Source organism: Bacillus sp. FJAT-27916, assembly GCF_001183965.1.
Classification (GTDB): domain Bacteria; phylum Bacillota; class Bacilli; order Bacillales; family Pradoshiaceae; genus Pradoshia.
This window is the reverse complement of the sequence record NZ_LFZV01000001.1, coordinates 2,860,352-2,884,969: the sequence shown is the minus strand read 5'-3', so window position 1 is coordinate 2,884,969 and position 24,618 is coordinate 2,860,352. Positions and strand designations below refer to the sequence as shown.

The 24,618-nt window shown below is 41.9% G+C and carries 25 protein-coding genes and 1 riboswitch; of the genes, 19 read left to right on the top strand and 6 right to left on the bottom strand.

Features of this window, described 5'->3' with window-relative positions:
• The first annotated feature begins 12 nt into the window (after window positions 1-12).
• A complete protein-coding gene (locus AC622_RS14070) occupies window positions 13-1,683 on the top strand; it encodes a glycerol-3-phosphate dehydrogenase/oxidase (RefSeq protein WP_049671636.1) in 1,671 nt (556 codons plus the stop codon).
• 124 nt (window positions 1,684-1,807) lie between these two features.
• Window positions 1,808-1,963 (top strand): hypothetical protein, encoded by a 156-nt coding sequence (locus AC622_RS21060; protein ID WP_156185634.1) that lies wholly within the window; start codon window positions 1,808-1,810, stop codon window positions 1,961-1,963.
• Window positions 1,964-2,002: 39 nt separating this feature from the next.
• On the opposite strand, the gene AC622_RS14065 is transcribed toward AC622_RS21060, so the two are convergent.
• Both AC622_RS14065 and AC622_RS14060 read right to left on the bottom strand, forming a co-directional pair.
• The gene (locus AC622_RS14065; protein ID WP_049671635.1) at window positions 2,003-2,185 is read right to left on the bottom strand and encodes a hypothetical protein; all 183 of its coding nucleotides are present in this window, start codon (window positions 2,183-2,185) and stop codon (window positions 2,003-2,005) included.
• Between the two features lie 125 nt (window positions 2,186-2,310).
• Entirely contained in the window at window positions 2,311-2,850 is a 540-nt protein-coding gene (locus tag AC622_RS14060; RefSeq protein WP_053103765.1) for a peroxiredoxin family protein, read from the bottom strand.
• 96 nt (window positions 2,851-2,946) lie between these two features.
• Between AC622_RS14060 and gntK the strand changes: the two genes are divergently transcribed.
• From gntK to cdr, 3 genes are all read left to right on the top strand, one after another.
• Window positions 2,947-4,494, top strand: a complete 1,548-nt coding sequence (gene gntK, locus AC622_RS14055; RefSeq protein ID WP_049671634.1) for a gluconokinase — start codon at window positions 2,947-2,949, stop codon at window positions 4,492-4,494.
• 102 nt (window positions 4,495-4,596) lie between these two features.
• Window positions 4,597-4,789: riboswitch (Lysine riboswitch) on the top strand.
• A 202-nt stretch (window positions 4,790-4,991) separates the two neighbouring features.
• Window positions 4,992-6,449: an amino acid permease gene (locus tag AC622_RS14050; protein ID WP_049671633.1), complete on the top strand. Its 1,458-nt coding sequence runs from the start codon at window positions 4,992-4,994 to the stop codon at window positions 6,447-6,449.
• Between the two features lie 212 nt (window positions 6,450-6,661).
• Window positions 6,662-8,302: a CoA-disulfide reductase gene (gene cdr, locus AC622_RS14045; RefSeq protein ID WP_049671632.1), complete on the top strand. Its 1,641-nt coding sequence runs from the start codon at window positions 6,662-6,664 to the stop codon at window positions 8,300-8,302.
• Between the two features lie 41 nt (window positions 8,303-8,343).
• On the opposite strand, the gene AC622_RS14040 is transcribed toward cdr, so the two are convergent.
• Together AC622_RS14040 and AC622_RS14035 are read right to left on the bottom strand one after the other, a co-directional pair.
• A complete protein-coding gene (locus AC622_RS14040; protein WP_049671631.1) occupies window positions 8,344-9,267 on the bottom strand; it encodes a serine aminopeptidase domain-containing protein in 924 nt (307 codons plus the stop codon).
• Window positions 9,268-9,330: 63 nt separating this feature from the next.
• Window positions 9,331-10,599, bottom strand: a complete 1,269-nt coding sequence (locus tag AC622_RS14035; RefSeq protein WP_049671630.1) for an MFS transporter — start codon at window positions 10,597-10,599, stop codon at window positions 9,331-9,333.
• A 155-nt stretch (window positions 10,600-10,754) separates the two neighbouring features.
• Here AC622_RS14035 and AC622_RS14030 point away from each other — a divergent pair, with 155 nt between their 5' ends.
• The 6 genes from AC622_RS14030 to AC622_RS14005 all read left to right on the top strand — a co-directional run bounded on the left by AC622_RS14030 (window position 10,755) and on the right by AC622_RS14005 (window position 15,553).
• Window positions 10,755-11,963: a helix-turn-helix domain-containing protein gene (locus AC622_RS14030; RefSeq protein WP_049671629.1), complete on the top strand. Its 1,209-nt coding sequence runs from the start codon at window positions 10,755-10,757 to the stop codon at window positions 11,961-11,963.
• Entirely contained in the window at window positions 11,956-12,204 is a 249-nt protein-coding gene (locus tag AC622_RS21265; RefSeq protein WP_049671628.1) for a hypothetical protein, read from the top strand. Before AC622_RS14030 ends, AC622_RS21265 begins: the two co-directional genes overlap by 8 nt.
• A gap of 1 nt (window position 12,205) precedes the next feature.
• Window positions 12,206-13,477, top strand: a complete 1,272-nt coding sequence (locus AC622_RS14020; RefSeq protein WP_049671627.1) for a right-handed parallel beta-helix repeat-containing protein — start codon at window positions 12,206-12,208, stop codon at window positions 13,475-13,477.
• Entirely contained in the window at window positions 13,474-13,971 is a 498-nt protein-coding gene (locus tag AC622_RS14015; protein ID WP_049671626.1) for a nitrous oxide reductase accessory protein NosL, read from the top strand. Before AC622_RS14020 ends, AC622_RS14015 begins: the two co-directional genes overlap by 4 nt.
• Before the next feature lie 68 nt (window positions 13,972-14,039).
• On the top strand, window positions 14,040-14,852 hold the full coding sequence (locus tag AC622_RS14010; RefSeq protein WP_049671625.1) for an ABC transporter permease: 813 nt from the start codon (window positions 14,040-14,042) through the stop codon (window positions 14,850-14,852).
• Window positions 14,822-15,553: an ABC transporter ATP-binding protein gene (locus AC622_RS14005; protein WP_049671624.1), complete on the top strand. Its 732-nt coding sequence runs from the start codon at window positions 14,822-14,824 to the stop codon at window positions 15,551-15,553. The genes AC622_RS14010 and AC622_RS14005 overlap by 31 nt, the downstream gene beginning before the upstream one ends.
• Window positions 15,554-15,750: 197 nt before the next feature.
• Here the strand turns inward: AC622_RS14005 and AC622_RS20740 are convergent, their stop codons facing one another.
• The gene (locus AC622_RS20740; protein ID WP_082197148.1) at window positions 15,751-15,894 is read right to left on the bottom strand and encodes a DUF1272 domain-containing protein; all 144 of its coding nucleotides are present in this window, start codon (window positions 15,892-15,894) and stop codon (window positions 15,751-15,753) included.
• 39 nt (window positions 15,895-15,933) lie between these two features.
• Window positions 15,934-16,494, bottom strand: a complete 561-nt coding sequence (locus AC622_RS14000; RefSeq protein WP_049671623.1) for a cysteine hydrolase family protein — start codon at window positions 16,492-16,494, stop codon at window positions 15,934-15,936.
• A gap of 381 nt (window positions 16,495-16,875) precedes the next feature.
• Here AC622_RS14000 and AC622_RS13995 point away from each other — a divergent pair, with 381 nt between their 5' ends.
• The 8 genes from AC622_RS13995 to AC622_RS13960 all read left to right on the top strand — a co-directional run.
• Window positions 16,876-17,835, top strand: a complete 960-nt coding sequence (locus AC622_RS13995; protein WP_049671622.1) for an XdhC family protein — start codon at window positions 16,876-16,878, stop codon at window positions 17,833-17,835.
• Window positions 17,832-18,455, top strand: coding sequence for a nucleotidyltransferase family protein (locus tag AC622_RS13990; protein ID WP_049671621.1), 624 nt, complete (start codon window positions 17,832-17,834; stop codon window positions 18,453-18,455). Before AC622_RS13995 ends, AC622_RS13990 begins: the two co-directional genes overlap by 4 nt.
• Window positions 18,456-18,466: 11 nt before the next feature.
• On the top strand, window positions 18,467-20,791 hold the full coding sequence (locus tag AC622_RS13985) for a xanthine dehydrogenase family protein molybdopterin-binding subunit (RefSeq protein WP_049671620.1): 2,325 nt from the start codon (window positions 18,467-18,469) through the stop codon (window positions 20,789-20,791).
• Window positions 20,788-21,621 (top strand): FAD binding domain-containing protein, encoded by an 834-nt coding sequence (locus AC622_RS13980; RefSeq protein ID WP_049671619.1) that lies wholly within the window; start codon window positions 20,788-20,790, stop codon window positions 21,619-21,621. Before AC622_RS13985 ends, AC622_RS13980 begins: the two co-directional genes overlap by 4 nt.
• Before the next feature lie 42 nt (window positions 21,622-21,663).
• Window positions 21,664-22,113, top strand: coding sequence for a (2Fe-2S)-binding protein (locus AC622_RS13975; protein WP_049672980.1), 450 nt, complete (start codon window positions 21,664-21,666; stop codon window positions 22,111-22,113).
• Between the two features lie 37 nt (window positions 22,114-22,150).
• Window positions 22,151-22,600, top strand: a complete 450-nt coding sequence (locus tag AC622_RS13970) for a hypothetical protein (RefSeq protein WP_231589537.1) — start codon at window positions 22,151-22,153, stop codon at window positions 22,598-22,600.
• Window positions 22,601-22,828: 228 nt separating this feature from the next.
• Window positions 22,829-23,326: a hypothetical protein gene (locus tag AC622_RS13965; RefSeq protein ID WP_049671618.1), complete on the top strand. Its 498-nt coding sequence runs from the start codon at window positions 22,829-22,831 to the stop codon at window positions 23,324-23,326.
• A 255-nt stretch (window positions 23,327-23,581) separates the two neighbouring features.
• On the top strand, window positions 23,582-24,618 hold a 1,037-nt coding region (locus AC622_RS13960; RefSeq protein WP_231589536.1), incomplete at its 3' end, for an IS3 family transposase.

The following is a 24,618-nucleotide window of genomic DNA, read 5'->3' as shown; positions in this document are numbered from 1 at the left end:
GAGGTACAAACAATGGAGCTAAATAGTTTGCATAGAAGTGAGTTTAAAAACGAGCTTAAACATACAACATTTGATGTATTGGTGATTGGGGGAGGAATAACTGGGGCCGGAATAGCACTTGATGCCGCTTCACGCGGAATGAAGGTCGCTTTAGTTGAAATGCAGGACTTTGCTGCAGGTACATCCAGCCGCTCCACGAAACTCGTTCATGGCGGACTGCGTTACTTAAAACAGCTGCAAGTAGGCGTTGTGGCTGAGGTTGGGAAGGAACGCGCGATTGTGTATGAGAACGGCCCCCATGTTACCACACCGGAATGGATGCTGCTTCCTTTCCATGAGGGAGGAACATTTGGCAAATTCTCTACTTCAATGGGCCTTCGGGTATATGACTTCTTGGCAGGTGTTAAGAAGAAGGAGCGCAGGAAAATGCTCACTGTGCAAGAGACGCTTGAGAGAGCGCCGCTTGTGAAGAAGGATGGACTGAAAGGCGGAGGGTACTATGTTGAGTATCGTACCGATGATGCCCGCTTGACCATTGAAGTGATGAAGGAAGCAGCTGCACAAGGTGCTGTTGTCATGAACTATATGAAAGCTGATCAGCTTGTTTATCATAATGGCAAAATTACAGGTATTATCGGCAAGGATTTAATTGACGGCGAGGAAATCACCATTCATTCACGCAAAGTCATCAATGCTTCCGGCCCATGGGTTGATACGATTCGTGAAATGGATCACTCGAAGAAAGGCAAGGTCCTTCAATTGACCAAGGGTGTTCATATTGTCATTGATCAATCAAAATTCCCGTTGCAGCAAGCGGTCTATTTTGATACGCCTGATGGGCGCATGGTTTTTGCGATTCCTCGAGATGGGAAAGCTTATGTTGGTACAACAGATACATTTTATGATACGGATCCTAAGAGTCCACAAATGACCGATCAAGACAGAGATTATATCCTTGATGCGATTAATTATATGTTCCCGACAGTCTCCGTCACAAAAGAGGATGTCGAGTCAAGCTGGGCAGGTGTAAGGCCGTTGATCAGCCAGGAAGGCAAGGGTGCTTCTGAGATCTCAAGGAAGGATGAGACATGGATTTCCGACAGTGGCTTGATCACAATCGCAGGAGGAAAATTAACTGGGTACCGGAAGATGGCGGAAACCGTCGTCAATCTTGTAGCTAAACAATTCCGCGATGAGGGCTATAAGCTATATTCCAGCTGTTCCACGGATAAAATGCCAATTTCAGGCGGACATGTAGGCGGATCCAGTCAATTTGAGAAATATATCGCTAAGCATGCAGACAAAGGTCTTCAAGCAGGATTGTCAAAAGAAGAGGCTGTTGCCATGCTTAGAAAATATGGATCAAATGCTCCTGTCATGTTCGAACTGGCAAAGGCTTATAAGGAAGAAGCGAAGCTATCAGGGCTCCCTCTTGATCTCTTTGTGGCACTCCGTTATTCAATCGAACAAGAAATGGTCGTCACACCGCTTGATTTCTTTAACCGAAGAACCGGAAAGCTCTTGTTTGATATCGCTTCTGTTTATAAGTGGAAGGATGCCGTCATCGAAGAAATGGCGAAGGTTCTCCACTGGTCAGATAAAGAGAAAGCATCTTATACAAAAGAACTTGAAGAAGAGATGAAAAAGGCGACAATTCCTATGCCTGCAGAAATGAATAAATAAGATAGCTGAACCCTTGAACTTATCTGTTCAAGGGTTTTTTTGTCCATGATCGGTCATCGCTTTAGACTATTTGATTGAACATTGAACAAAAAGGGAATAGGGAATCATCGTTGGAGATTACAGATTGGAGGAAATGGAAGCCAATCATATTGATATGACTAACAAGAAGAAAGATATGGCTGTTACAACACTTTCAAATGTCAGCGGCTTAGATAAGCGGAATTCCGAGGTATACAGCAAGCGTTATTTCAATACCGGTACCTGCATGTGTGGAGGTTAAAAAAAGCTGATTTGACCTAGTCAAATCAGCATAAAAGGTTTAATTGGATTCTTGTTCTTGTAAATATTTCATGTATCCTGTATAGATACCGAGAACGATGATGGCCATCCCGCCGTTTAGCATGGCATATTGGATGTCCCATTGGCCAGTAATGAGATTCTTGACGGAAAAGACGCTAATCATAATAAGCATGACAGAGATTAACAGCTGGTAAGTTCTCATTTGCAACACCCCTTAAAAATATCAAACTGATTTTGTTCTCTATTGTACTATGAATTTAGAGAGAATATAAGTAAAAAAATGTCTATTTTATGTTTTTTTTTGTAAGATGGGGGTATGGAGCAAACTTACTTAATCGTTGCCAGGATGGATTCAAGGGTATTCTTATCTAACGGGCCAATCCATTTCTTTCGGATTATTCCGCTCGAATCAATAAAAAAACTTGTTGGCAGGGTGAGGATTTGATAAGCTTCACCCGTTTTTCCTTTCGTATCTAAGAGAATGGGAAAGGTCAGCTTATCTCTCTTGATAAAATTGTGGACATCATCAACGCTTTTCTCTGCGTTGGTCATATTAATGCTTAAAAGGCTGGCATTTTGTTTGTTGGATTTAAAATAATCTTCCAATGCGGGCATTTCTTCGCGGCACGGAGGGCACCATGAGGCCCAAAAGTTGACTACGACCTTTTGTCCGAGATAATCGGACAGGCGGACCTGTTTACCAGAGATGGTTAGAAGGGAAATGTCCGGAGCGGGCTGTCCGACCTTCACTGCTTGGGTAAGGGCTGCCGCGTGAATGATTTGTGTATGCTCTAAAGGCATATTTGCCCCTGAGAGAGGGGTTAAGAGAAAAATGGATGCAAAGCTGGTCAGCAGCTGTTTCTTCATTGGTTGAGCCTCCAAAATTACATTGTCTATCAGCAGTATTACCATATACAATATTCTCTATTACGAGAGTGATTATTAGTGGAAATGAGGGGATTCATGATGTTTTATATTGGGGTCGATATTGGGACAACTTCTACTAAGGCTGTTCTATTCACCAAAGAGACAAAGGTTCATTGTATTTGTCATGTAGAATATCCGCTACATAGTCCTTCACCAATGATTGCTGAGCAGGACCCCGAAGAGATTTTCCAGGCAGTGGTTAAGGCAATCAAAGGTGTTGTCGATAAGAGTGGAGCAAGGGCTGAAGAAATCCGTTTTGTCAGCTTTAGCTCAGCCATGCATAGTATTATTGCAGTTGATGAGAGAGGACTACCTATAACGGCCTGTATTACATGGGCAGACAGCCGTGCAAAGACGTGGTCAGATAAGATTAAGAATGAATGGAATGGACATGAGATCTATAGGAGGACAGGCACCCCGGTTCATCCGATGTCCCCTCTTGCGAAGATTGCTTGGCTGACGCATGATTGCCCAGATATTGCGGCAGGGGCGCATAAATATATTTCCATCAAGGAATATGTGTTCCATAAATTATTCTCTCAGTTTGTGATTGATCATTCTGTTGCTTCCGCAACGGGTCTATTCTCATTAGCAGATTTAGATTGGGATGAGGAGGCCTTGCGTGTGGCAGGAATCACGAGAGAACATTTGTCACACCCTGTTCCGACTACTTGGTATGCAGCTGGGATGAAGCCGCAATATGCGGAGGAAATGGGGCTCTCGGTTCATACGACTTTTGTGATTGGCGCGAGTGATGGTGTACTCTCTAATCTTGGTGTGAATGCGATTGACCCGGGTATTGTCGCCGTGACTATTGGCACAAGCGGGGCAATTCGTACGGTGACAGACCGGCCGGTGACAGATGAGAAAGGACGTATATTCTGCTATGCTTTGACAGACAAGCACTGGGTGATTGGGGGACCCGTAAATAATGGGGGAATGACCTTCCGCTGGCTTCGGGATGAGCTTGCTTCAGCAGAGGTTGAAACTGCGAGACGGCTTGGGATAGACTCCTACGAGGTTTTGACCAAGATTGCCGAAAGAGTGGCCCCGGGAGCTGAAGGGCTTCTTTTCCATCCATATTTGGCTGGGGAAAGGGCTCCGCTTTGGAATCCAGATGCCCGCGGATCATTCTTTGGTCTTGGTATGCATCATAAGAAGGAGCATATGGTCCGTGCGGTACTCGAAGGAGTAATCCTTAATCTGTATACGGTTTTATTAGCCTTACAGGAATTGATAGGAGTGCCTGAGAAGATAAGAGCAACAGGAGGCTTTGCCCGCTCTCCTTTATGGAGGCAAATGCTCGCCGATATCTTTAATCAGGAGGTCGAAGTGCCAGAAAGCTTTGAGAGCTCCTGCCTCGGCGCGGTTGTGCTTGGCCGCTACGCCCTCGGAGAGATTGAGGATTTCGCTGTTGTGAAAAGTCTTGTCGGAACAACCCATGTTCATAAACCGATTGAGCAGCATGTGCAAATCTATGAGGATTTAATTCCTATCTACATCAGTATCTATCGCAAGCTGGAGGAGGAGTACACAAGCATTACCGAATTTCAGAATAAATGGGCAAACAAACTGATTGAATAGTCTTTCTATTTCCTTTTTGAAAGACTTCTGTTGACAGTCTATGTTGCTAAATAGTATCCTTTACCTACACAAGTGAATAATTATACAAATCCTCATCAGAAAAGATGAGGTAGAGGTCGCGATATTTATCAGTACGCTAGTAACAAGAGCCGGAAAGCTTGATGACGCTAGCGGAAAGGAACTATCGCCGAAGCGCTGTTCTTTTCCGAGAATGGCAGCTGGGACTGCAGCCGAATAGGTGCAGGACTGTCATGGGAATACATACTTCATGCTCCCATGGAGAACTATCCGTTTTTGTCTGGTGTGAATCTTTTTTTAAGCACACCTGCTCCAAAAGGGTGTGTTTTTTGTTTTATTTGACGCTATGAATGGAAAGATTGCTAGATTACGATTGTCTTCCTACATAGCTTGCCGACTAAAGAAAGTTCACATCTCATTTGGGCCAAAACATGGATAATCTGAATTGGAGAACATCAGTTTTGGAAGGGGAATGACCAGTGACACAGAATAAACAGCTTGGATTTTGGATTTTAACGGCCTTTGTGGTCGGGAATATGGTAGGCTCAGGAATCTTTATGCTTCCTCGTACCTTGGCAGAGGTTGCAAGTCCTGCCGGCGTCATTATGGCTTGGGGCTTAACGGGACTTGGTGTCTTGACGATTGCGCTTGTCTTCGGGAATTTAGCAATCCGGAAGCCGCATTTAACCGGAGGACCGCAAATTTATGCGAAGGAGCTCTTTAAAGAGGATTCAACTGCGTCGAAGCTATCCGGCTTCATGGCCACATGGGGCTATTGGATAGGTAACTTTGCGGGGAATATTGCCATTATAACAACATTTGCAGGATATTTATCTACGTTTTTCCCGATTTTGACCAGTCAGGCTGTCTTGTTGACAGTCGGGGACTTTACGCTTAGGGTCGGAAACGCTCTTACATTCCTTGTTTGTACAATTATGCTATGGGGTGTTCACTACATCATCATGACAGGCATTAATCATGCTGGTAAACTGAACTTCATTGCAACAGCCGGAAAAGTGATTGGCTTTGGCTTATTTATCATCATCGGCTTATTTGCCTTTGAGAAAGCGAATATCCTGCCGTTTGTCGAAATGAAGGCAGATAGCAGCGGCGTCAGCCATGGGCTTCTAGGCCAAGTGAATTTGGCGGCTGTTTCGACCCTTTGGGCATTTGTCGGGGTTGAATCTGCCATTGTTTTTGCCAATCGGGCAAAACGGAAATCTGACGTGAAGGCAGCGACCATTGTCGGTCTTTTGATTGCTCTTGCCATCTACATGGGCATCAGCACACTCGTAATGGGTATGCTTACTCAAGATGCTTTGCTTGCCTCTGATAAGCCATTGATCGATGCAATTACAGGAGTACTCGGGCCAATCGGCGGAAAGGCACTCGCAGCCATTGGCTTGATCAGCCTCTTCGGTTCAACAATCGGCTGGGTGCTCTTAAGCGCTGAGATTCCGCATCAAGCAGCGAAGCAGGGTCTTTTTATCCCGGCTTTCATGAAGGAAAATAAAAATGGGGTACCGGCATTTTCAATGCTGGTTTCAAATGGACTAGGTCAGTTGTTCATCTTCTCGACCATATCAAACTCTATTGCCTCTGCCTTTGATTTCATTATCTATATTGCAACCTTGTCTTACTTGGTGCCTTATTTAATCTCTTCTACCTTCCAGTTGAAATTAGTTTGGACAGGGGATACGTATAAAGCCAATGACAACCGTTCACGAATTATCGATGGATTAATCGGGCTTCTGGCAACGGGATACTCCATCTGGGTCATCGTGAAAGGAACGGCTGACTTTGAAACCTTCCTATTTGGGGTCATCCTGCTTGCAAGTGGAATCTTATTCTACCGCCACGTACCTAAGAACCAAAAGGAAGCAGCGAGAATCCAGCATTCCTATCGGGAAGCGGCTGTTTCCGTTGACACAGAATAATAAATCAATTGTCATGAAGAATCAGATGGTTATCTGGTTCTTCATGATTTTTTTTGACTTCTTTTGAAAGACAATTCAGTCAATATTTTATGTTTTGCGGGATATAATGATATAATTTTGGTGGACATAAAATAGACATAAAACTTCAATTGACATACCTATGGGGGTATATTAAACTTCTAGCTATAGACCTATCATGAGGAGGAAACGAGATGAAGATCCTAATTGTCGGAGGGGTGGCAGGCGGTGCATCTGCAGCAGCACGTTTACGCCGTCTTAGTGAGAAAGATGAAATCATCATGTTTGAAAAAGGAGAATACATTTCATTCGCCAACTGCGGCCTGCCGTATTATGTCGGGGAAGTCATCCAAAATCGTAATAAATTGCTCGTCCAAACGGTGGAGGGTATGGGTACTCGTTTTAATCTTGATATCCGTAATTGGACAGAGATTATTCAGATCAATCGCGAGGATAAAACCGTTACGGCAAGAAAAGTTGCTACAGGCGAAGAATATACAGAGTCCTATGATGTATTAATCCTTTCTCCAGGTGCTAGTCCAATCAAGCCCCCAATTGAAGGGATTAGTGATGCGAATAATGTTTACACGTTGAGGAATATTCCTGATACCGATCGAATTAAAGAGAAGGTTGATAGGGAGAAACCTGAGAAGGCGGTTGTCATTGGCGGAGGCTTCATTGGCCTTGAGATTGCGGAAAACCTGCATGAGCGCGGAGTAGACGTGACCATTGTTGATAAGAGCAGCCAAGTGATGGCTCCGATTGATTATGAAATGGCTCAAATTGTCCATGCTCACCTGCGTGAAAAGGGCGTTCATCTCCTTCTTGAAGAGAATGTATCCGCCATTTTGGATGGAGGAAAGAAGGTTCGTTTAGATAGTGGAAAAGAACTCGATGCCGATATGATCTTGCTTGCTATCGGCGTGAAACCGGAAAGCATGATTGCCAAGGAAGCAGGTCTTGAGGTTGGGAGAAATGGCGCGATTAAAGTCAATGAGCATATGCAAACCTCTGACCCATCCATTTATGCTGTCGGTGACGTGATTGAAGTGAAGGATTATATCCATGGTACCGATACTTATATCCCGCTGGCTTGGCCGGCTAACCGTCAAGGACGATTGGTTGCTGACCATATTCATGGGAAAGAGGCGGTCTACAATGGAACTCTCGGAACATCCATTGCCAAAGTGTTCGACCTATCTGTCGCTTCAACCGGCAGCAATGAAAAGATGTTGAAAAGACAGGGAGTGCCGTATGAGGTCGTTCATGTGACGCCAAACAGTCATGCGGGCTATTATCCAGGTGCAGCCCAAATTAATTTAAAGCTGATCTTCGACAAGGAGAGCGGGCGGATTTACAGCGCACAAGCTGTTGGTAAAGATGGGGTTGATAAGCGAATTGATGTTATCGCGACAGCTATTAAGGGCAATATGACGGTTCTTGATTTGCCGGATATCGAGATTGCCTATGCGCCGCCTTATTCTTCAGCAAAAGATCCGGTCAATATGGCTGGATATGCCGCCACCAATATTATGGAAGGTATGGCTGAAACGGTTCAATGGCATGAAATCGACGAGATTGTCGCTAACGGAGGATATTTACTAGATGTTCGTTCTCCAGGAGAAGTAGCTAAGGGCGCTATTAAAGGCTCAGTGAACATCCCGATTGATGAACTCCGCGGCCGCCTCGATGAAATTCCACAGGACAAAGACTTGTATGTTACCTGCCAAGTGGGCATGCGCGGCTACTTAGCTGCACGTATCCTTGAAGGCAATGGAATAAGCGTGAAGAATCTAGACGGGGGCTATCATTTGTATTCCATCGTCCATCGATAAGAGAAAGAAAAGGAGCAGTTATCACTCTGCTCCTTTTTTCATTATTTTAAGATATAGTCGACTGCTTCCTTAAGATATTTGGTGAAATCCTCTGGAATTGTGTGTCCCATTCCTTTAATAGACATGAATTTATGCGGGATGTGATGATCTTCTAATAGCTGTACAAGCTTTACGGTTTGCCCATAGGCAGCATCCTGCTCACCAGCGATGATTACCCCTTTTGCATCATTTACGTGGGCCTTTGCTAGTTTTTCCATCACAGTCATTTCTTTTATGTAAGGGATGACAGCAATAAATCCTTTGACAGAAGGATGGGTTAATCCAAGTTCAACTGCGAGCTTTCCTCCTTGTGAGCCGCCTGCAATAATCAAATCATTAATTGGATGATTTTTTTGAAACAGGCTTAACGTTTCTTCGATATCTGCTTTCGCCTGTTTTTCATCATCCCATACATAAGCATGACTGCTCGTAGCTTGAGAGGATTGGGCAAACCCAAAGGCGTATTGTTTTGCGGTTTCAGGAGTCAGAAACACTTCCGAAAAAATCTCAGCATTCGAGTATCTCATATGTAAGGCATAGATTCCTGTTTTAGCCTCCGGATTTCCTTTCTCCAATATAAGCGCTCTTGAGGATGCTTTCTTTCTGGCGAGTGCCTCATCAAATTGACGAATTAATTCTTTGAAATCGGCCGAGTGCTCGAGAGCTTTAAATTCATCATCCATATGAAACATATCAGGATTAATCCAATATCCTTTGTCAAAAGCTTGCTGCAAGGTCATGATAGCCTCTTTTTTCTTCCCTTCCGCCAGCTGGAGACTTGCCTTCCAAAAGGCAAGCTTATCTAGCATAAGTGGAAATTCATGTTCCATTTGATGGAGCAATTGAGAACATTCAGCGTGTGCCCCCTTCGTGAACAATGTAATGATTTCCTGCTGCTTGTTTGAAAAATCAGTATATGTCGGCAAGGAATGACCTCCTTTGATTATGGTGCTAGTAAGGATTTCGGTTAGTAAGGTTGATATTCCTGCTTATCCGGCAAGTTTTGCCTCCGCTGGTTCAGAGAGCTTGCTGAGACTGAATACAGCAATGAAAAGAAACGCACCGCCCGTAATGTATGGGACATAAAAGGAGGGAATATAGTCAAGCAATAGCCCAAATAGAATCATCCCAAGGGGGGCAATGGCCGCTGAAATCGTTTCAACAAGTCCAAAGATACGGCCGCGCATTTCGTTTGGCGTCGTGCGCTGGATCAGAACCATGATTGGGATATTGATTATCATGATGGACGCACCAATTAGTCCAAGCAGGATAAGGTAGTAGCTGATATTAAACATGGAAGAATCGGATCCAAGCATTGGCGGGATTCCAATCAGGATGACCAGCAGTGATAGCAGCAGGAAGCCGTTACGAATCATTCGTATTTTTTGATTGTGTTCCTTCTGCCTCGAGATAATCAAAGAGGAAACCAGGGCACCGACTGAAACCATAGCTGCCGTTGTGCCATATGCCTGCGAGGAAAAATTCAAGGTTGTATTCAAGATATAAGGGATTGCGACATTAATTCCGGCAAAGAAAAAGTTAATCCAGAAAGCCATCTTCAGCAGGCTGAACAGAAGATTGTTTTCCTTGAGGTAGCGAAGTCCTCCAGCCAGGCTGTGAAAAAAGCGTTCCTTCTGGACAGTAGCTGATTTGTTCTCAAAGAGATTAAACTTGATAAAGTATTCGATGATGCCGGCACCAAAAAAGGTGATTGCTGTTAATAATACGATGAGGTCAATTGGCAGGAATGCATACAGAATACCAGCAATTAGAGGCCCGACAATCCCTGCCAGAGAAGAGGCAGATTGATTCAAAGAGCCGGCCTTTTGGATATTGTGCTCACCTGCCATAGATGCAAGCGTAGAAGAGGCTGTTACTGAGAAGAAGGTCGAGGTGATGGCTAAAATGGCTTCGGATAAATAAAGCAAAACGAGCGGCAGTCCAAAAAAATGTCCATAGATTAAAATAAACACCATCAATAGTCCGCTCGTGACCTCAGATACGATGATGATCATCTTTCGGTTCACCTTATCCGCAATAGTGCCGGCAATCGGGCCGAATAGAATCCGCGGCAATGAGGCACAGACCAAGGCAAGGGCAAAACTCGTGCCAAGACCGGTGACCTTTAAGATATAAAGCCCGATGACAAATGAATAAATGCTGGCGCCGGATAGTGAAATGAATTTTCCAATGACAAATAACAAGATATTTCTTTGGGCTAATCGTTCCTTTTTCTCGGCAGAGAGGGCGAGATTCACTTTTGTTCCTCCTTCATCCATTGAAGTTTAATTGGATTAAACTAATTATAAGATTGCTAAATTAAGGAAGTCAACGAAGAGTTTAAAATTATTAAACTTTTCGTTGTTGGCAACTAACTTATCTTATATAATTTTCCATATAAGGAGGTGGCAGAATGCTTGGTGAGAAAATCCTTCAATTTCGTAAGGCACGTGGAATGACGCAAAGTGAACTGGCTGGAGAACGCCTGACAAAAGGAATGCTTAGCCAGATTGAAAATGGAAAAGCTGCTCCCTCTATGGCAGCACTCGAGTATTTGGCCGGCCGCCTTGGATGTGAAGTCTCAGATTTAGTAGATAAGAAGAAAGATTACACAGGCCTGCTATCTGAAATGGAAGCCCTGAAAGAGGAAGGCAATTATGAAACAATTGACCAAAGGCTTGCCGATACATTGCCTGTGAATATGGATGTTGATTTGGTCTTGGCAAAGCTATACGGTTTGTATGCTGAAGCCGGTTATAAGCTGAGAAAGAAAGACCGAAAGAGATATGCGGACCTGGCTGCTGAATTTTATCAGGCGAACGGATTATATGTAAACAGCGCGAAAATCCTTTGGGCTTATCATGAATATTGCCGCGATGAATGGCTTGATTGGGAAGAGTCTTATCATACATTAGAGCGAATTCGAAAGGAATACAAGGGAAACGGACTTGAAGAGGATACGGTTTTTCAATTGAAGCTGCTGTTGGATGAAGCGATTGATCTTATGGCACTTGAAGAATATACAACTGCACATCAAAAGCTGAAAAGTGCGATTAAACTGGCAAATAAGACGAATATTTACTATCAAATGGATAATATTTACCGGATTGCAGCAAATGAGGCACTCCGAAACAATGATGGGGAGGAGTACTTACGGCTCCTTAAGAAATCAGAACAGTATGCCGTCTTTACAGAAAATGAGGCTTCGATTAAAATAATGCCTTTGCTGCGAGCGATGTACCACAATATGATTAAGCATGACCCTTCTAGCGCAATGGCAGAGCTGGAGCTATATTCAGCTGAAGGGATGTTCCTAGAGCCGCTTTATCATTTAGAAATGGGCAGAACCTTGTTTGGTCTTGGCAGGATTGAAGAAGCGCTTATTTCTTTAAGCCAAGTTAAATTAGTTGATTACCTTATTCATCCAATTGATATTGCCATGCTGCAATCTGCCGGAATCTATCGTGCCCTTTGCTATGAACAGATGGGACGAGAGGAAGAGGCATTAAAGGAGATTGACCATGCAGAAAAGCAATTGAGAAGAATGCCGAAATCAATTTATTATCAACATGCAGTAAAGGTAAAGAAACGCCTTGCTGAAAAAAAGGGAACTGATGACTGAATCAGTTCCCTTTTATTTTAATGGAAAAGGGGAAGCTGTTAAAAAGGCAGAATGGGCTAAATGGCTCTGGGTCTTTTGTGGTGATTTTCTCTTCTGGGAATTTATACGTTCTATAAGTCATTATATTGGATTGTCTAAATATTATTTTAGTAAAATAAATATAAGGTTAGTAGGGATAAGAGGTTTGTGTGTGCATGGGATTTCAGTATGGAACGATGGCTTTGAAAAGGAAGGGTTGTAATATGAACTATTTGCGGATCCTCTTTTTAATGGCGGGCTTATGGCTGCTGCCGGCAGAAATAATGTCCGCTGAGACAAGCCTTCAGGAACAAATTAATGAAACACCCAGCGGGGGGAAGCTGATCATTCCAAGCGGGACATATGAAGGACCAATTGAATTGTCCAAGCCTATTGCGATTGAGGCCGAGAAAGGAGCGGTCATTCAATACAGCGGCAGAGAAACAGCTGTGTCCATAAGCGGGCAAGATGTTTCAGTACGTAATCTGACTATCAAGACGTCGTCAGATAAAGCTGTTGCAGCGGTTCAACTGACCGGTGATGGACATAAGCTGCTTGATTTGGACATTGTGACAGGCGCGACAGCCATCAGGATGGATCAAGCAAGTCAAGTACAGATAGAAGGGACAACGATTACCGGACAGTTCGGGGAGCATGCCATTGACTTGAACGAATCCAATGATAATGTCTTTGCGGAAAATAGCATTAAACGTGTGGAGGATGGATTCTACGTTGAGGACAGTGACCGAAACACCTTTACGGGTAATCAAGTCAGCGAGTCACATTACGGCTTCCATATTATGTATTCAGAAGAAGCTGCGCTTATTGATAATAAAGTGGCTGATAGCTTTACTGGTGCAATGGTAATGGGGGCAAGCGGGGGAATTATTGAAGGGAATGAGTTCAAGAATAACAATGAGAATGTTCATGCACAAGGCTTACTGTTATATGATTCTACAGGTGTGCGTATTGCGGAAAATCAGCTGATTAATAACCGAATTGGCTTATTTATTGAACAAGCTGATGCCAATGAAGTGAAGGACAATCTCTTCTTATCGAATTATATAGCGGTTCAGTTTCTAGAGTCTGCGAATAATATTATTTCAGAAAATGATTTTCGATTGAATTTAAATGAGGCACAAGCCATCAAAAGCAGCCAAAATGAGGTGAATGGAAATTACTGGGATTCAGCCGTGAAGGTGGATGTAAATGGGGATCAATACAGTGATCTGCCTTATGAAGCCGATCCATATTTCTTATCCTTGACTGACGAAGTACCGGAATATCAATTATTCTTTCAATCACCCGGTATGTTGATTTTGCAGAAGATGCTTAAGAGCACTAGCGGGGATTTGCTGATGGATAAGGACCCGCTGATGAAACCGCAAGCCATGGAAGTGACAAGGGGAGGAAGCCCTTGGCAGGTATGGGTCATAGCGACAGCAATGTTTGGAGTAAGTGCCAGTTTATTTCTGATAGGGAGGAAGAAATCATGAAAAAAACATGGATTGGAATTGGTTTATCTATACTATCAGTTTGTTCGATTGGGGTATTGCTGTTTCTAGGAGGCTGCGGCAAAGATGAGGTTGAGCCGCAAGCAATCGATCCGGAAACAGACATATGTGTGAACTGTAATATGTCAGTGCCTGATGACCAATATGCCACTGAGCTTGTCTTGGCTGATGGTAAATATATGAAATTCGATGATATTGGCTGTATGTACAAATGGATGGAAAAAAATTCAGATGAGAATATCGAACAAGGCTTTGTACGTGATTTCAATTCGAAGGAATGGGTAGACGAAGAGGATGCCACATATGTGTATGGAATGGAGATAGAGACACCAATGTCATTCCATGTTATCTCGTTTGAAGATGCAGATGATGCAAAGGATTATGCAGACAGTCACTCTGCGAAAGTAATGTCCTATTCTGACCTTGAAAACCATAAATGGGTCAAGGAAATGAAATCTGGCGATCATAACATGTAAAGAGCTTGAATGTAATAATGCAGGCAGCCAAATGCTGGTTGCCTGTTTGTTTAGGAGGTGGTTCATCCATGTGGACAATCTGGGGCTCTGAATGGAAAACAACATCAAGACAGAAATCCTATTACAGCATTCTCATTCTTTGGCTGTTTGTCATCAGCCTTTTAATTGCATTAGAAAGGTCCAATGGGTCCATATCTGGCTACACGAATATTACGGGTACGATTGTTAATATCATGCTGTATATATTGCCGCTCTTTATGCTTATTTATGGGTCATTTTCCATTGCCAATGAAATGGAGAATGGGCAGTGGCGTTTATTATGCACCTATCCGCTTGAGATGTCTTCATACTTTTTTGGGAAGCTGGGGGGACAGTTTACTGCTCAGGCTGTTGGTTTTTCGCTTGCCTATTGGCTCAGTATGCTGTTGGGCTTGATTACAGGCATTTCCATCTCGTTGAAATGGATGATCGTACTCTATCTATTTTCACTCCAGCTTATTCTCTTTTTTCTTTGTATTGGATTATTCCTTGGCTCCTTTGTCAAAACGAGATGGCAGGCTTTAACCCATTCTGTCGGGGTTTGGTTCGTACTCATCATGATATGGCCAACTCTGCTGATTGCCATAACGAGTGTACTGCCCTATCCCATGATTGGAACATTCATGAAGACAGCTATGTTTCTCAATCCAGCTGAATTCACCCGTTTTTTCCTCGCATCGAAGCTGAATGCGGGCTCTATCTTCGGGGTTGCCTATGATTCCCTTGTTCCATTATTTGAACAAGGCATTGTCTGGGGAGTGATTTTTCTTTATGGGTTTGCAGTGATTGCGCTGTTAGGAGGTCTTGCTATATGGAAGCTGAAGAAAAGGAGAGCCAATTAAGCGGAAAGCTAATGGTGAACGGTGTTTCCAAACAATATAAACGAACATATGCCCTTCATCCTTTTTCCATGCAAATGAGAGAGGGAGAATGCGTTGTCCTCTGCGGAGGGAACGGAGCCGGCAAAAGCACGATCCTGAATATTCTGGCTGGAATATCACGGCCAACCGCAGGCTCTGTCGCATTGAATGGCATTGAGATGATGAAGGAGAAGATGGCCTATGTAGCTGATATTGGCTATATGCCAGATGAATTTCTAGCGCAAGGAGAGATGAGTGTCTGGGAATTCCTTCGTTTCTATGCCTCTTTGCGTATGGTGGCTGATGACAGAATCGAACAAGTCTTGGGGCAAATAGGGTTGGAAGAGAAAAGGAGCGAGCAGGTTAAGGCTTTATCTAAGGGGATGCGTCAGCGCTTGCTGCTTGGGCAAGCAATCCTTGCTGATCCGGACTTGCTCATCATGGATGAACCGACAAATGGACTGGACCCTTTCTGGATAAATGAATTCGTCGAATTGGTTCATACCTTGAAGAAGAAGGGCATGATGATTGTTTTCTCCACTCATATGATGGATGTAGCAGCAGAGGTTGGTGACCGAATCATGTTTATCCACTCAGGGAAGCTGGCCCAGTCCCTTGTCAATGATGCGAAGGACATTCCTGGATTTACAAGGCGCTTATTGGAGCTTTATCGGTTGAATTGATAAGTGAGACCATGGCGATATGCCATGGTTTTATTGATTATGATGAATGTTCTTCTAGATGATCAAAGGGTGTTGATTATGAAGGACAGGCAGTTTTCTAACGAATAAAGCAGATAAAAAGATTGATTATTCAAAGCAAAGATAAGCAGGGTACTTGCCCTGCTTATCTTAAAATAAACAGTTCAGAAATATTCTTTTTATTTTGGTCTTCTAACAAGTTCACCGCCACAATCAGTGCGTATTTGTTTCATCACTTCAGTACAGGGCTTGCAAAATGTACATTCGTAAACGCAAATATAAGCAGTTGAGTTTTCGCTTAATGATGTTATCGCAACACTCACTTTTCTCTGTTCTCTCGCAAGGTAAATAGCGCGATTTATCTAGTCCCTGTATGAGTCATGAGTTGGACTAAACAAGTCTTCGGCTGAATTCCTAACAATGGAAAAGTGCTCATTATTGTCATGTCCATGAAGAGTGTCATTATGATGATTGATAATTTGTTTTGCGCTTAAAAAGTCACTGTCTGTTGTTGAATGGGCATCGCCGGCCAATGTAACATCAAAACCATTAATAGTGGCTGTTCTGACTGCGCTATCTATACAATGCTGTGTTTTACAACCTGCAATAATAATATGTTTTATCTCTTGAGATTTTAAGTGATCTAATAAGCCTGTTCCATGGAAGGAATTCGTTGCCGTTTTATCAAAAAACCTTAAATCTGCAGGCAGATTGATTTCATCGTGAACCTGAAACCCTTTACCTTTACCCTCAGCAACATCTAAATCCCTGACAAATACAATGGGAACGTTCAATGTTATGGCTTCTTTAATCAGTAAGTTAATATTCTTAATGAGTGATTCTTTATTAAAGACTTCACTTTCTTCTTGATTTCCATCTATTAATTCTTGTTGAGCATCAATGATTAATAATAGTTGATTCAAATCATTATCCCCTTTCGATTAGGTGGGGAAACGCTAATCATACTGGCTATTTAGTCGTAATCCCCTTGTGAATTTTGAAGTGAACATTTCTATTGATTGTCATAATACCTACCCCCTAAACGAAGTTTAACTGATACTGAGTGAATGATCAGACGATTAAATCATATCATGTTTTCATTGTTGATCTTCAAACATTTGGAAATTTACCCATCCTTCCATGACGTGGTCGAGATAATGAGCCAGTCACGTCCTTTTGGCGATAGATTGATGAATATCACAGGTAAACTTAACACGAAAACAGTCTTCAGGAATGAAAGTCATGAAATGCTTCGGTAGTCATAAATATAATGTATAAAATAAGCGGATGAATGGAGAGAGTGAATGAATCAATTTGCTCTGATTCTAAAAGAATTAAGTCAAACAGATAGGGAATGCGTTTTGGTAACGGTCATACATGTTAAAGGATCCGCCTATTTAGGCGAAGGCACTACGATGTTAATTAAGAATGATGGCTCCTCTGTCGGAATCATTAGTCCGGGTTGTTTGGAAGAAGATGTGATGCTTCAGGCTGAAAATGTATTCCAGGATAAAAATTCCCTGACTCTTATTTATAATATGGCTGACGCTGAAGGTTGGGGTATTGGGAACGGGTGTAATGGCATTCTCTATCTCACTCTTGAATACATCGATGAAGAATTGAAGCAACGATTAACTGAAATCCTCGCCAATTTGAATGATGGATTATATACCATCCATCAAAAGTACTTAAACGGCCAATATGAATTGGAACAGACTGTTTTTAAGGCTTTTAAACATCAGCCAGAAGCTTTTCAAGAACAAAAACTGCTACCCAATGGCTCCGGATATGTATTTACACATATGATTGAACCTAAAACACGACTGATTATCTTTGGAGCAGGAATAGATGCCAGGCCATTGGTGGACATGGCTCGCCATTGTGATTTTCACGTGATACTGATTGATCCTAGAGTATCACTATGTAATAAGCAAAACATCCCGGGGGCAGATCAATATATTACTGCGCATCCCCTGGAGGCTATAAAAAAAATAAACCTTAAAAGAAATGATTATATTGTGCTTATGACTCATCATTTCTTACATGATAAAAACATTCTTCAAAAACTGATAGGACAGAGCCTAGATTACATCGGAATTATGGGGACGAAAGAACGCTCGAAAAAGCTGCTGGATTCAAACATACCAAGTAATGTGTATACACCAGTCGGGTTGTCCATAGGTGCTGAAGGTCCATACGAAATTGCTGTTAGCATTCTTGCAGAACTGATTCATATTCGAAACGAAAAGAGAAAAACGAAATGAAGATCACTGGGCTTTATTTAGCTGCCGGTCACAGTCTGCGCATGGGTATGAATAAATTATCCTTGCCATTTGGAGATCATTTATTGGGAATGTGGGCCTTGGAAAAAGCAATTCACTCACAGCTTGATGAGATTATTATCATCTCTAATCAGGTGAATGCCTTACCATATAAAACGGCTGAAGATGAGATATGTATGGTCACCATGATAGAGGGAGAGGGGCCCAATCAATCTGATTCAATTAAAGCTGGCTTGGATAAGGCTATTGAATATCAGTCAGACGCCATTATGATTCTACTCGCCGATCAGCCCTTTATTTCTACTAAGATAATTAATCAATTAATCAATATTTATAAACAAGATCATACCAGGTCATTTGTTGCTCCATTAATGGATGAATCTATGAGACCGCCGATTTTGCTATCAAAAACATTATTTAAGGATTTATATAAACTTGAGGGAGATCAAGGTGCTAAGCAAATCCTAATGGAAAAAAGGCAAGAAGGAGTGTTAGTGCCTTTTTTGGATAGAAAGATATTTGTTGATATTGACACGATAGATGAATATTTATTTTGGACACAAAATATACAATCAATGAGCCTAGAAGAATCAAATGAATAAAGGAGACTTCCATGGATACGATTGGTCAAAGCGTCATTCGCAAAGAGGCCTGGAATAAAGTGACTGGAAAAGCGCTGTATACCGCAGATTTAGATACAGGGAATATTCTTTATGTCCAAAAGGTAATCAGTCCCTATGCGCATGCATGGATAGAGGATGTGGACATTAGTCAGGCTATGCTTGTTCCTGGGGTGCACAACATTGTAACAGGTCAGGATTTACCCTTAACCGGGGAAGAAATAAGAGACCGGTATCCCATAGCGTTTAAGAAAGTTCGTTACCACGGGGAAGTTGTGGCATTAGTCATTGCTGAAACTAAGAAAATTGCCAAAGCGGCTGCTGACCTCATACATGTTATTTATAAGCCGCTGCCGGTTGTCAATTCTCCAACCGAGGCACTTGAAAATAATGCTCCAATCCTTCACGAACGGTTAGGGGAGTATAAGAAAATACCTGATGTCATCCCTATACCAGGAACAAATATCGCTAACCATTCGAAAATCAGAAAGGGAAATAAAGATCAAGGGTGGATGGAAAGTGAAGTGACGGTTGAACAAGTTTTTTCCTTTAAACCATCCGACCATGCGGCTATGGAAACGAGATGCTCACTCGCAGAAATTACAGGCGAAGGTGAAATAATCATTCATTCCTCTTCACAGGCGCCATTTATGATTAAACGATTAATCAGTGAGTACTTTCAAGTGGAAATAGGCAAAGTTACCGTGCATACCCCATTGGTTGGCGGTGCATATGGAGGAAAAGCATCCATCCAGTTGGAACTATTAGCGTATATTGCGTCAAGAGCAGTTGGCGGTAGGAAAGTTAAGGTGATCAATAGCCGTGAAGAAGATATGCTGACTTCCCCTGGACATATCGGTCTTGAAGCGAGAGTTAAGCTGGGAGCTAACCGCAATGGACTGCTTAAGGTGGCTGAAATCACCTATTTGTGGGACGGGGGAGCATACTCTGATAAAGCAACAGATTTAAGTCGTGCCGGTGCAGTCGATTGCACTGGACCTTATCATATAGAAAATATCTATTGTGATTCCTTATGTATGTATACAAATCACCCGTATGCCGCACCTTATCGTGGATTTGCTCACTCAGAGGTGTTATTTGCATTTGAACGGACAATGGATATCTTAGCCCTTAAATTAAAGATAGACCCCCTAGAACTGAGGCAAATAAATGCCATCAAGCCAGGTGATGAGACACCTACTCAAGTGAAATTGAATTCAAGTACAGTTGGCAATCTTCCTGGTTGTATAAAAGAACTGAAGAAATTAATGAACTGGGAGGAAGGAAATTATAAAAGAATCAGTGAAACACAAATAAGGGCGAAAGGGATTTGCTGCATATGGAAAAACTCCACCATTGATCCGAATGCAAGCTCCGGCGCTATCCTTATCTTTAATCCGGACGGGAGCGTAAATGTGATCTCTGGCGTTGTTGAGATTGGGACAGGGACAAAGACAATCTTAGCACAAATGGTTGCTGATCAATTGAAAATGGATATCTCCCGAGTGTTTGTTCAAATGGACGTCTTAACCAAAAGCACACCGGAGCATTGGAAGACCGTTGCAAGCAGAGGAACATTAATGGCAGGCAGAGCGGTCAGTCATGCTTGTCAGGATGTCATCAATCAATTGAAAAGGATTGCTTCCATTGTATTGAAGGCTCCTGTTGAAGATATGGAGATTGGAAATGAAACGGTTTATTGGAGGGAAGAGCCTTCTAAAGCCTTATCCTATAAAGAGTTGGCCTATGGCTATTCTTATCCGGGAGGGAATGCCATTGGGGGGCAAATTATTGGGAGAGGGAGTTATATCATTCCGGGCATTACCACTTTAGATAAGGAAACAGGGGCTGGGAAACCAGGACCAGAATGGACGGTTGGTGCTCAAGGGATAGAAATCGAATACAATCCCCTTAATCATCGATATAAAATACAAAAAGCAATTTCGGTGATTGATGCTGGAAAAGTATTGAATCAAAAAATGGCAGAAGGGCAAGTGATGGGCGCCATGAGTATGGGGATAGCCTTTGCAGGGCGGGAAACCTTTTATTTTGATTTATGGGGGAGAGTTCAAAATCCTCAGCTGAGAACGTATAGACCATTAAGGTATGGAGAGCACCCACAGTATATTTGTCGGTTTCTAGAAACTCCTCACGTAGAAGCCTCTTATGGAGCCAGAGGGCTGGGAGAACATGGTTTGCTTGGGATGCCAGCTGCATTAGCGAATGGCTTATCCACAGCTGCATCTACCTCTTTGAATAAATTGCCCTTACTGCCTGAATTGATTTGGAGAAGTGTGGCAAAGGAGCTGGGGGAATGATCGCCTATGATTTTGATTACTATGAACCAGTAAAGATTGAGGAAGCCGTTGAATTATATCGAAATCTAAAAAAAGAAGGCAAAAACCCTTATTATTTTAGTGGTGGAACAGAAATTATCACTTTAGGCAGATTGAACTTAGTCAAACCAGATGCCGTCATTGATATCAAAAAAATACCGGAATGTAATCTGTTTCGTTATGATCAAGAACATCTCTTCATTGGTGCGGCATTACGTTTAAATGAATTTGAAAAAAACCGTCCATTCCCTTTATTATCAAGTGTTACAAAAGAAATAGCCGATCATACCTCGAATAACACGATTACCCTTGGCGGTAATATATGCGGCCAAATCTATTATCGCGAAGCTGTTCTTCCGTTCTTGCTTGCTGATAGTATTTGTATTACAGCCCGAGAATCTGGATTACAAAAGAGAAAGATAAACGATATGTTTAATAAGCATTTACTGCTGGAGGAAGGGGAGCTTTTAGTAAGCTTAGCTACCAAAAAAGACTATGTAGAAGCAAAGTCAATTAGCATTAAAGTAAGACAACAATGGAATACAGGATATCCGCTAGTCACCGTTGCAGCTCTAAAAATAGAAGGTTTTATCAGGATTGCCTTTAGTGGAGTTTGTTCTTTTCCGTTTCGTTCTGAAACAATGGAACAGATTCTTAATGACCGCAGCCGTTCTTTAAGAGAACGAATAAAAGCCGCCCTGCAAAAAATCCCTGGTCCGTTGTTAAATGATATTGAGGGTTCTGAAGATTACAGATTATTCGTTTTGGAAAATACATTGACCACAATTTTTAAAAAGCTTGGTGGTGAATAAGTGGACGATAAACGAAACAGCCAGAAGCATATTGTGAAATTAATGGTGAATCAGCAGCCTTATTATAAAGAAGTTGAACCAACAGAACTATTACTGGAAGTATTGCGCCGCAAAATTGGCTTAACCGGTGCTAAGCCAGGCTGTCTTAATGGTGATTGTGGTGCCTGTACGGTAATGGTTGATAAACGACCAACCAAATCATGCTTAATGCTTGCTGTTGAAGCAAAAGATAAGGAAATTATCACGATTGAAGGACTGAATCATACACCGATTCAAGAAGCATTTGTTACACATTTTGCTTTTCAGTGCGGATATTGCACCCCTGGTTTTATTATGAATTGCCAAGCATTATTGATGGATGACCCGAACCCTGCAGATGAAAAAATAAAAACATGGCTCTCCTCCAATATATGTCGATGTACGGGTTATGCTGAAATTGAAAAAGCAATCAAATCGGTGATCCATCGTGATGAAAGGAGTAGCAATAGGTAAAAGCGTGAATACGATGGATTACAGGGTGTGATTCATCTTGAATAACGAGAATATGAATGATGAGAACAGTAAAGCAATAATGGCCCTTCATCGAGTGATGGACATTATAACCGCCATTTTATTGTTGACGAAGCAAATTACGATTATAGGTGTATTTGTGAAACCGGGCAGATTTGCGATATCTGTCGGCGGTCCTATATTTGGCAGTTCTAGAATTTTGACAAAAAATAATCTGGCAATAGAGCAAGGTATTGTAGATATACTTGACATCCTATTGGCTATTCTTTTACTTTCAGATCAAATCACGATAACAGGTTTATTTATTTCGTCAGGCGAATTTACGATAAATGTTTCCGGCCCTCTATTTGGCTATCCGAAAGTTACCCCATCCACACTTATGCTTGATAATTATAAGCTCTTCCATTCGGTAGTCAAAGAACATTATACAGTCCCGCCGGAATTATTATCCAATACATTGTGGGAGTGATTGAAATGGACCATAATCAGCAGGAAAAAGAAAAAACGGTTCTATCGGGGAGATTTTTAATTGCTTTGCCAATTATTCTCTTTATATTCTTTTTTACCAAGCAAGAATCAGGTGAATTGCTCTAGGAGTTTTGTAGGCATTTTTTAACGATTCATGTAATTCAATTACTATATAGTTATTTTTAATTGTCCTATATGGAGCAAAAAGAATTACTAGGATGGAAGGACAATGACTGTGTCACATAAAAGGGAGTCCAATTCAAATGAAATTGAAAAAACGATTACGTTAGCTGATTTTTTAGCCATTATAGATACATTATCGGCATCGGCTAATCAGTCATTCTATATAAATAAATGGGATATATTTGAGAAGGAAAAGGCGACAACAAGCATACTTACAAATATATTCGGTAAAAGAACCGGTTTAAAGGTTAATATCACCTTACTAATAGAAAATGTAGGCGACCGATTAACGGTCTATGATATTAAAGCCTTCTTTATCAATGAACGTAAAAAACAAAGAATGGCTGCTGATAGCCTAATGATTCATTCCAATAGTCTCAACAGCGATGATTTTGTTGTTATAGAAAAAGGTGAGGTAGCCTTAATGAATATTGCCGCCATTTTGAATAATCAACAGATTGAAATCCCTCTGGATTCATTTGAAAATCTCGAGCTCTTTTTTATGGCGACAGGCGGTTATAAAACGATTGTAATTCCTCTATGAAGTTATCATGTCACGTATTTTTAATTGGAGCAAAAATAGGGACGGAATCTTTTTATGAGGAGAGTTAAGCATATCAATAAGTTCAGTCACACTCTGTTTGGATGTGGCATTTTATCGTTTATCATGCGGCAAGGATATAGAAGGAAAGAGGGATAGGTAAACTGGTACCTGTAGTTAGGACACTTGAAAAAGAGTGTCCTAGCTACAGGTTTTCTTATATACTAGAGGTCATGAAATAAGATACAAGGGGATACCATGAGTAAGATTACATTTACATCTAGAGAGATTAAACTACTTCAAAAAAACCCAAATGTACAACGTGTCAGCGAGCGATCCATCACCTATACAGATGCATTTAAAAATAGATTTATTGATGAGTATATGACGGGAAAGCTTCCCCGGCAAATTTTTATGGAGGGCGGTTTTGATGTCGACCTCATTGGAATGAAGCGAATCGAACAATCGGCCTATAGGTGGAAGAAAGCCTATGAAACCAATGGGTTACTTGGACTCACGGATTCAAGGAAAACGGCATCTGGAAGGCCGTTAAAACGGGAACTCTCACCATCTGAAGTGATTAAACGCCAAGAAGCTCAAATTAAGCTGTTGGAAGGACAAATAGAGCTATTAAAAAAGCTAGAAATGACCGAAAGGAGGCTGTTAAACGAAAGTCAAAACCTCGCTCCAAATAGAATCTATCAGCTGATTTATGAGACCTTGGAACAACATTCATTCAAGCGATTGACGGCATACTTTTGTGCCCTCTTAGGCGTATCCCGTTCGGGTTACTACAGTTACTTAAAGGCTTTTGAGGTCCGTAAAGCAAGAGAACAATTAGATTTAGAAGCGAAAGAGCTCATTTTAAAAGCGTTCAAACGACGCGGGTATAAGAAGGGGTCTCGCTCCATTAAGATGGTATTAGAAAATAAGTATGGAGTCCTCTTTAGTCGAAAAAAGATTCAACGAATCATGAGGAAATATGGGATTGTCTGTCCTCACAGGAGGTCAAATCCTTATAGGAAAATCGCCAAAGCCACTAAGGAACACCAGGTCGTTCCAAACAAGTTGAACCGAGAATTCAAACAAGGAGTTCCTGGTAAAGTACTATTAACAGATATCACCTATTTGCCATATGCCGGAAGACAGATGGCTTATTTGTCGACCATAAAAGATGCCTCGACGAACGAAATCCTCGTTTACCATGTTTCAGACCGAATTACATTGGATATCGCCACGCAGACGATCCATAAGTTAATGAACAACAAGAAAGTAAAATTAGACAAGGATGCGTT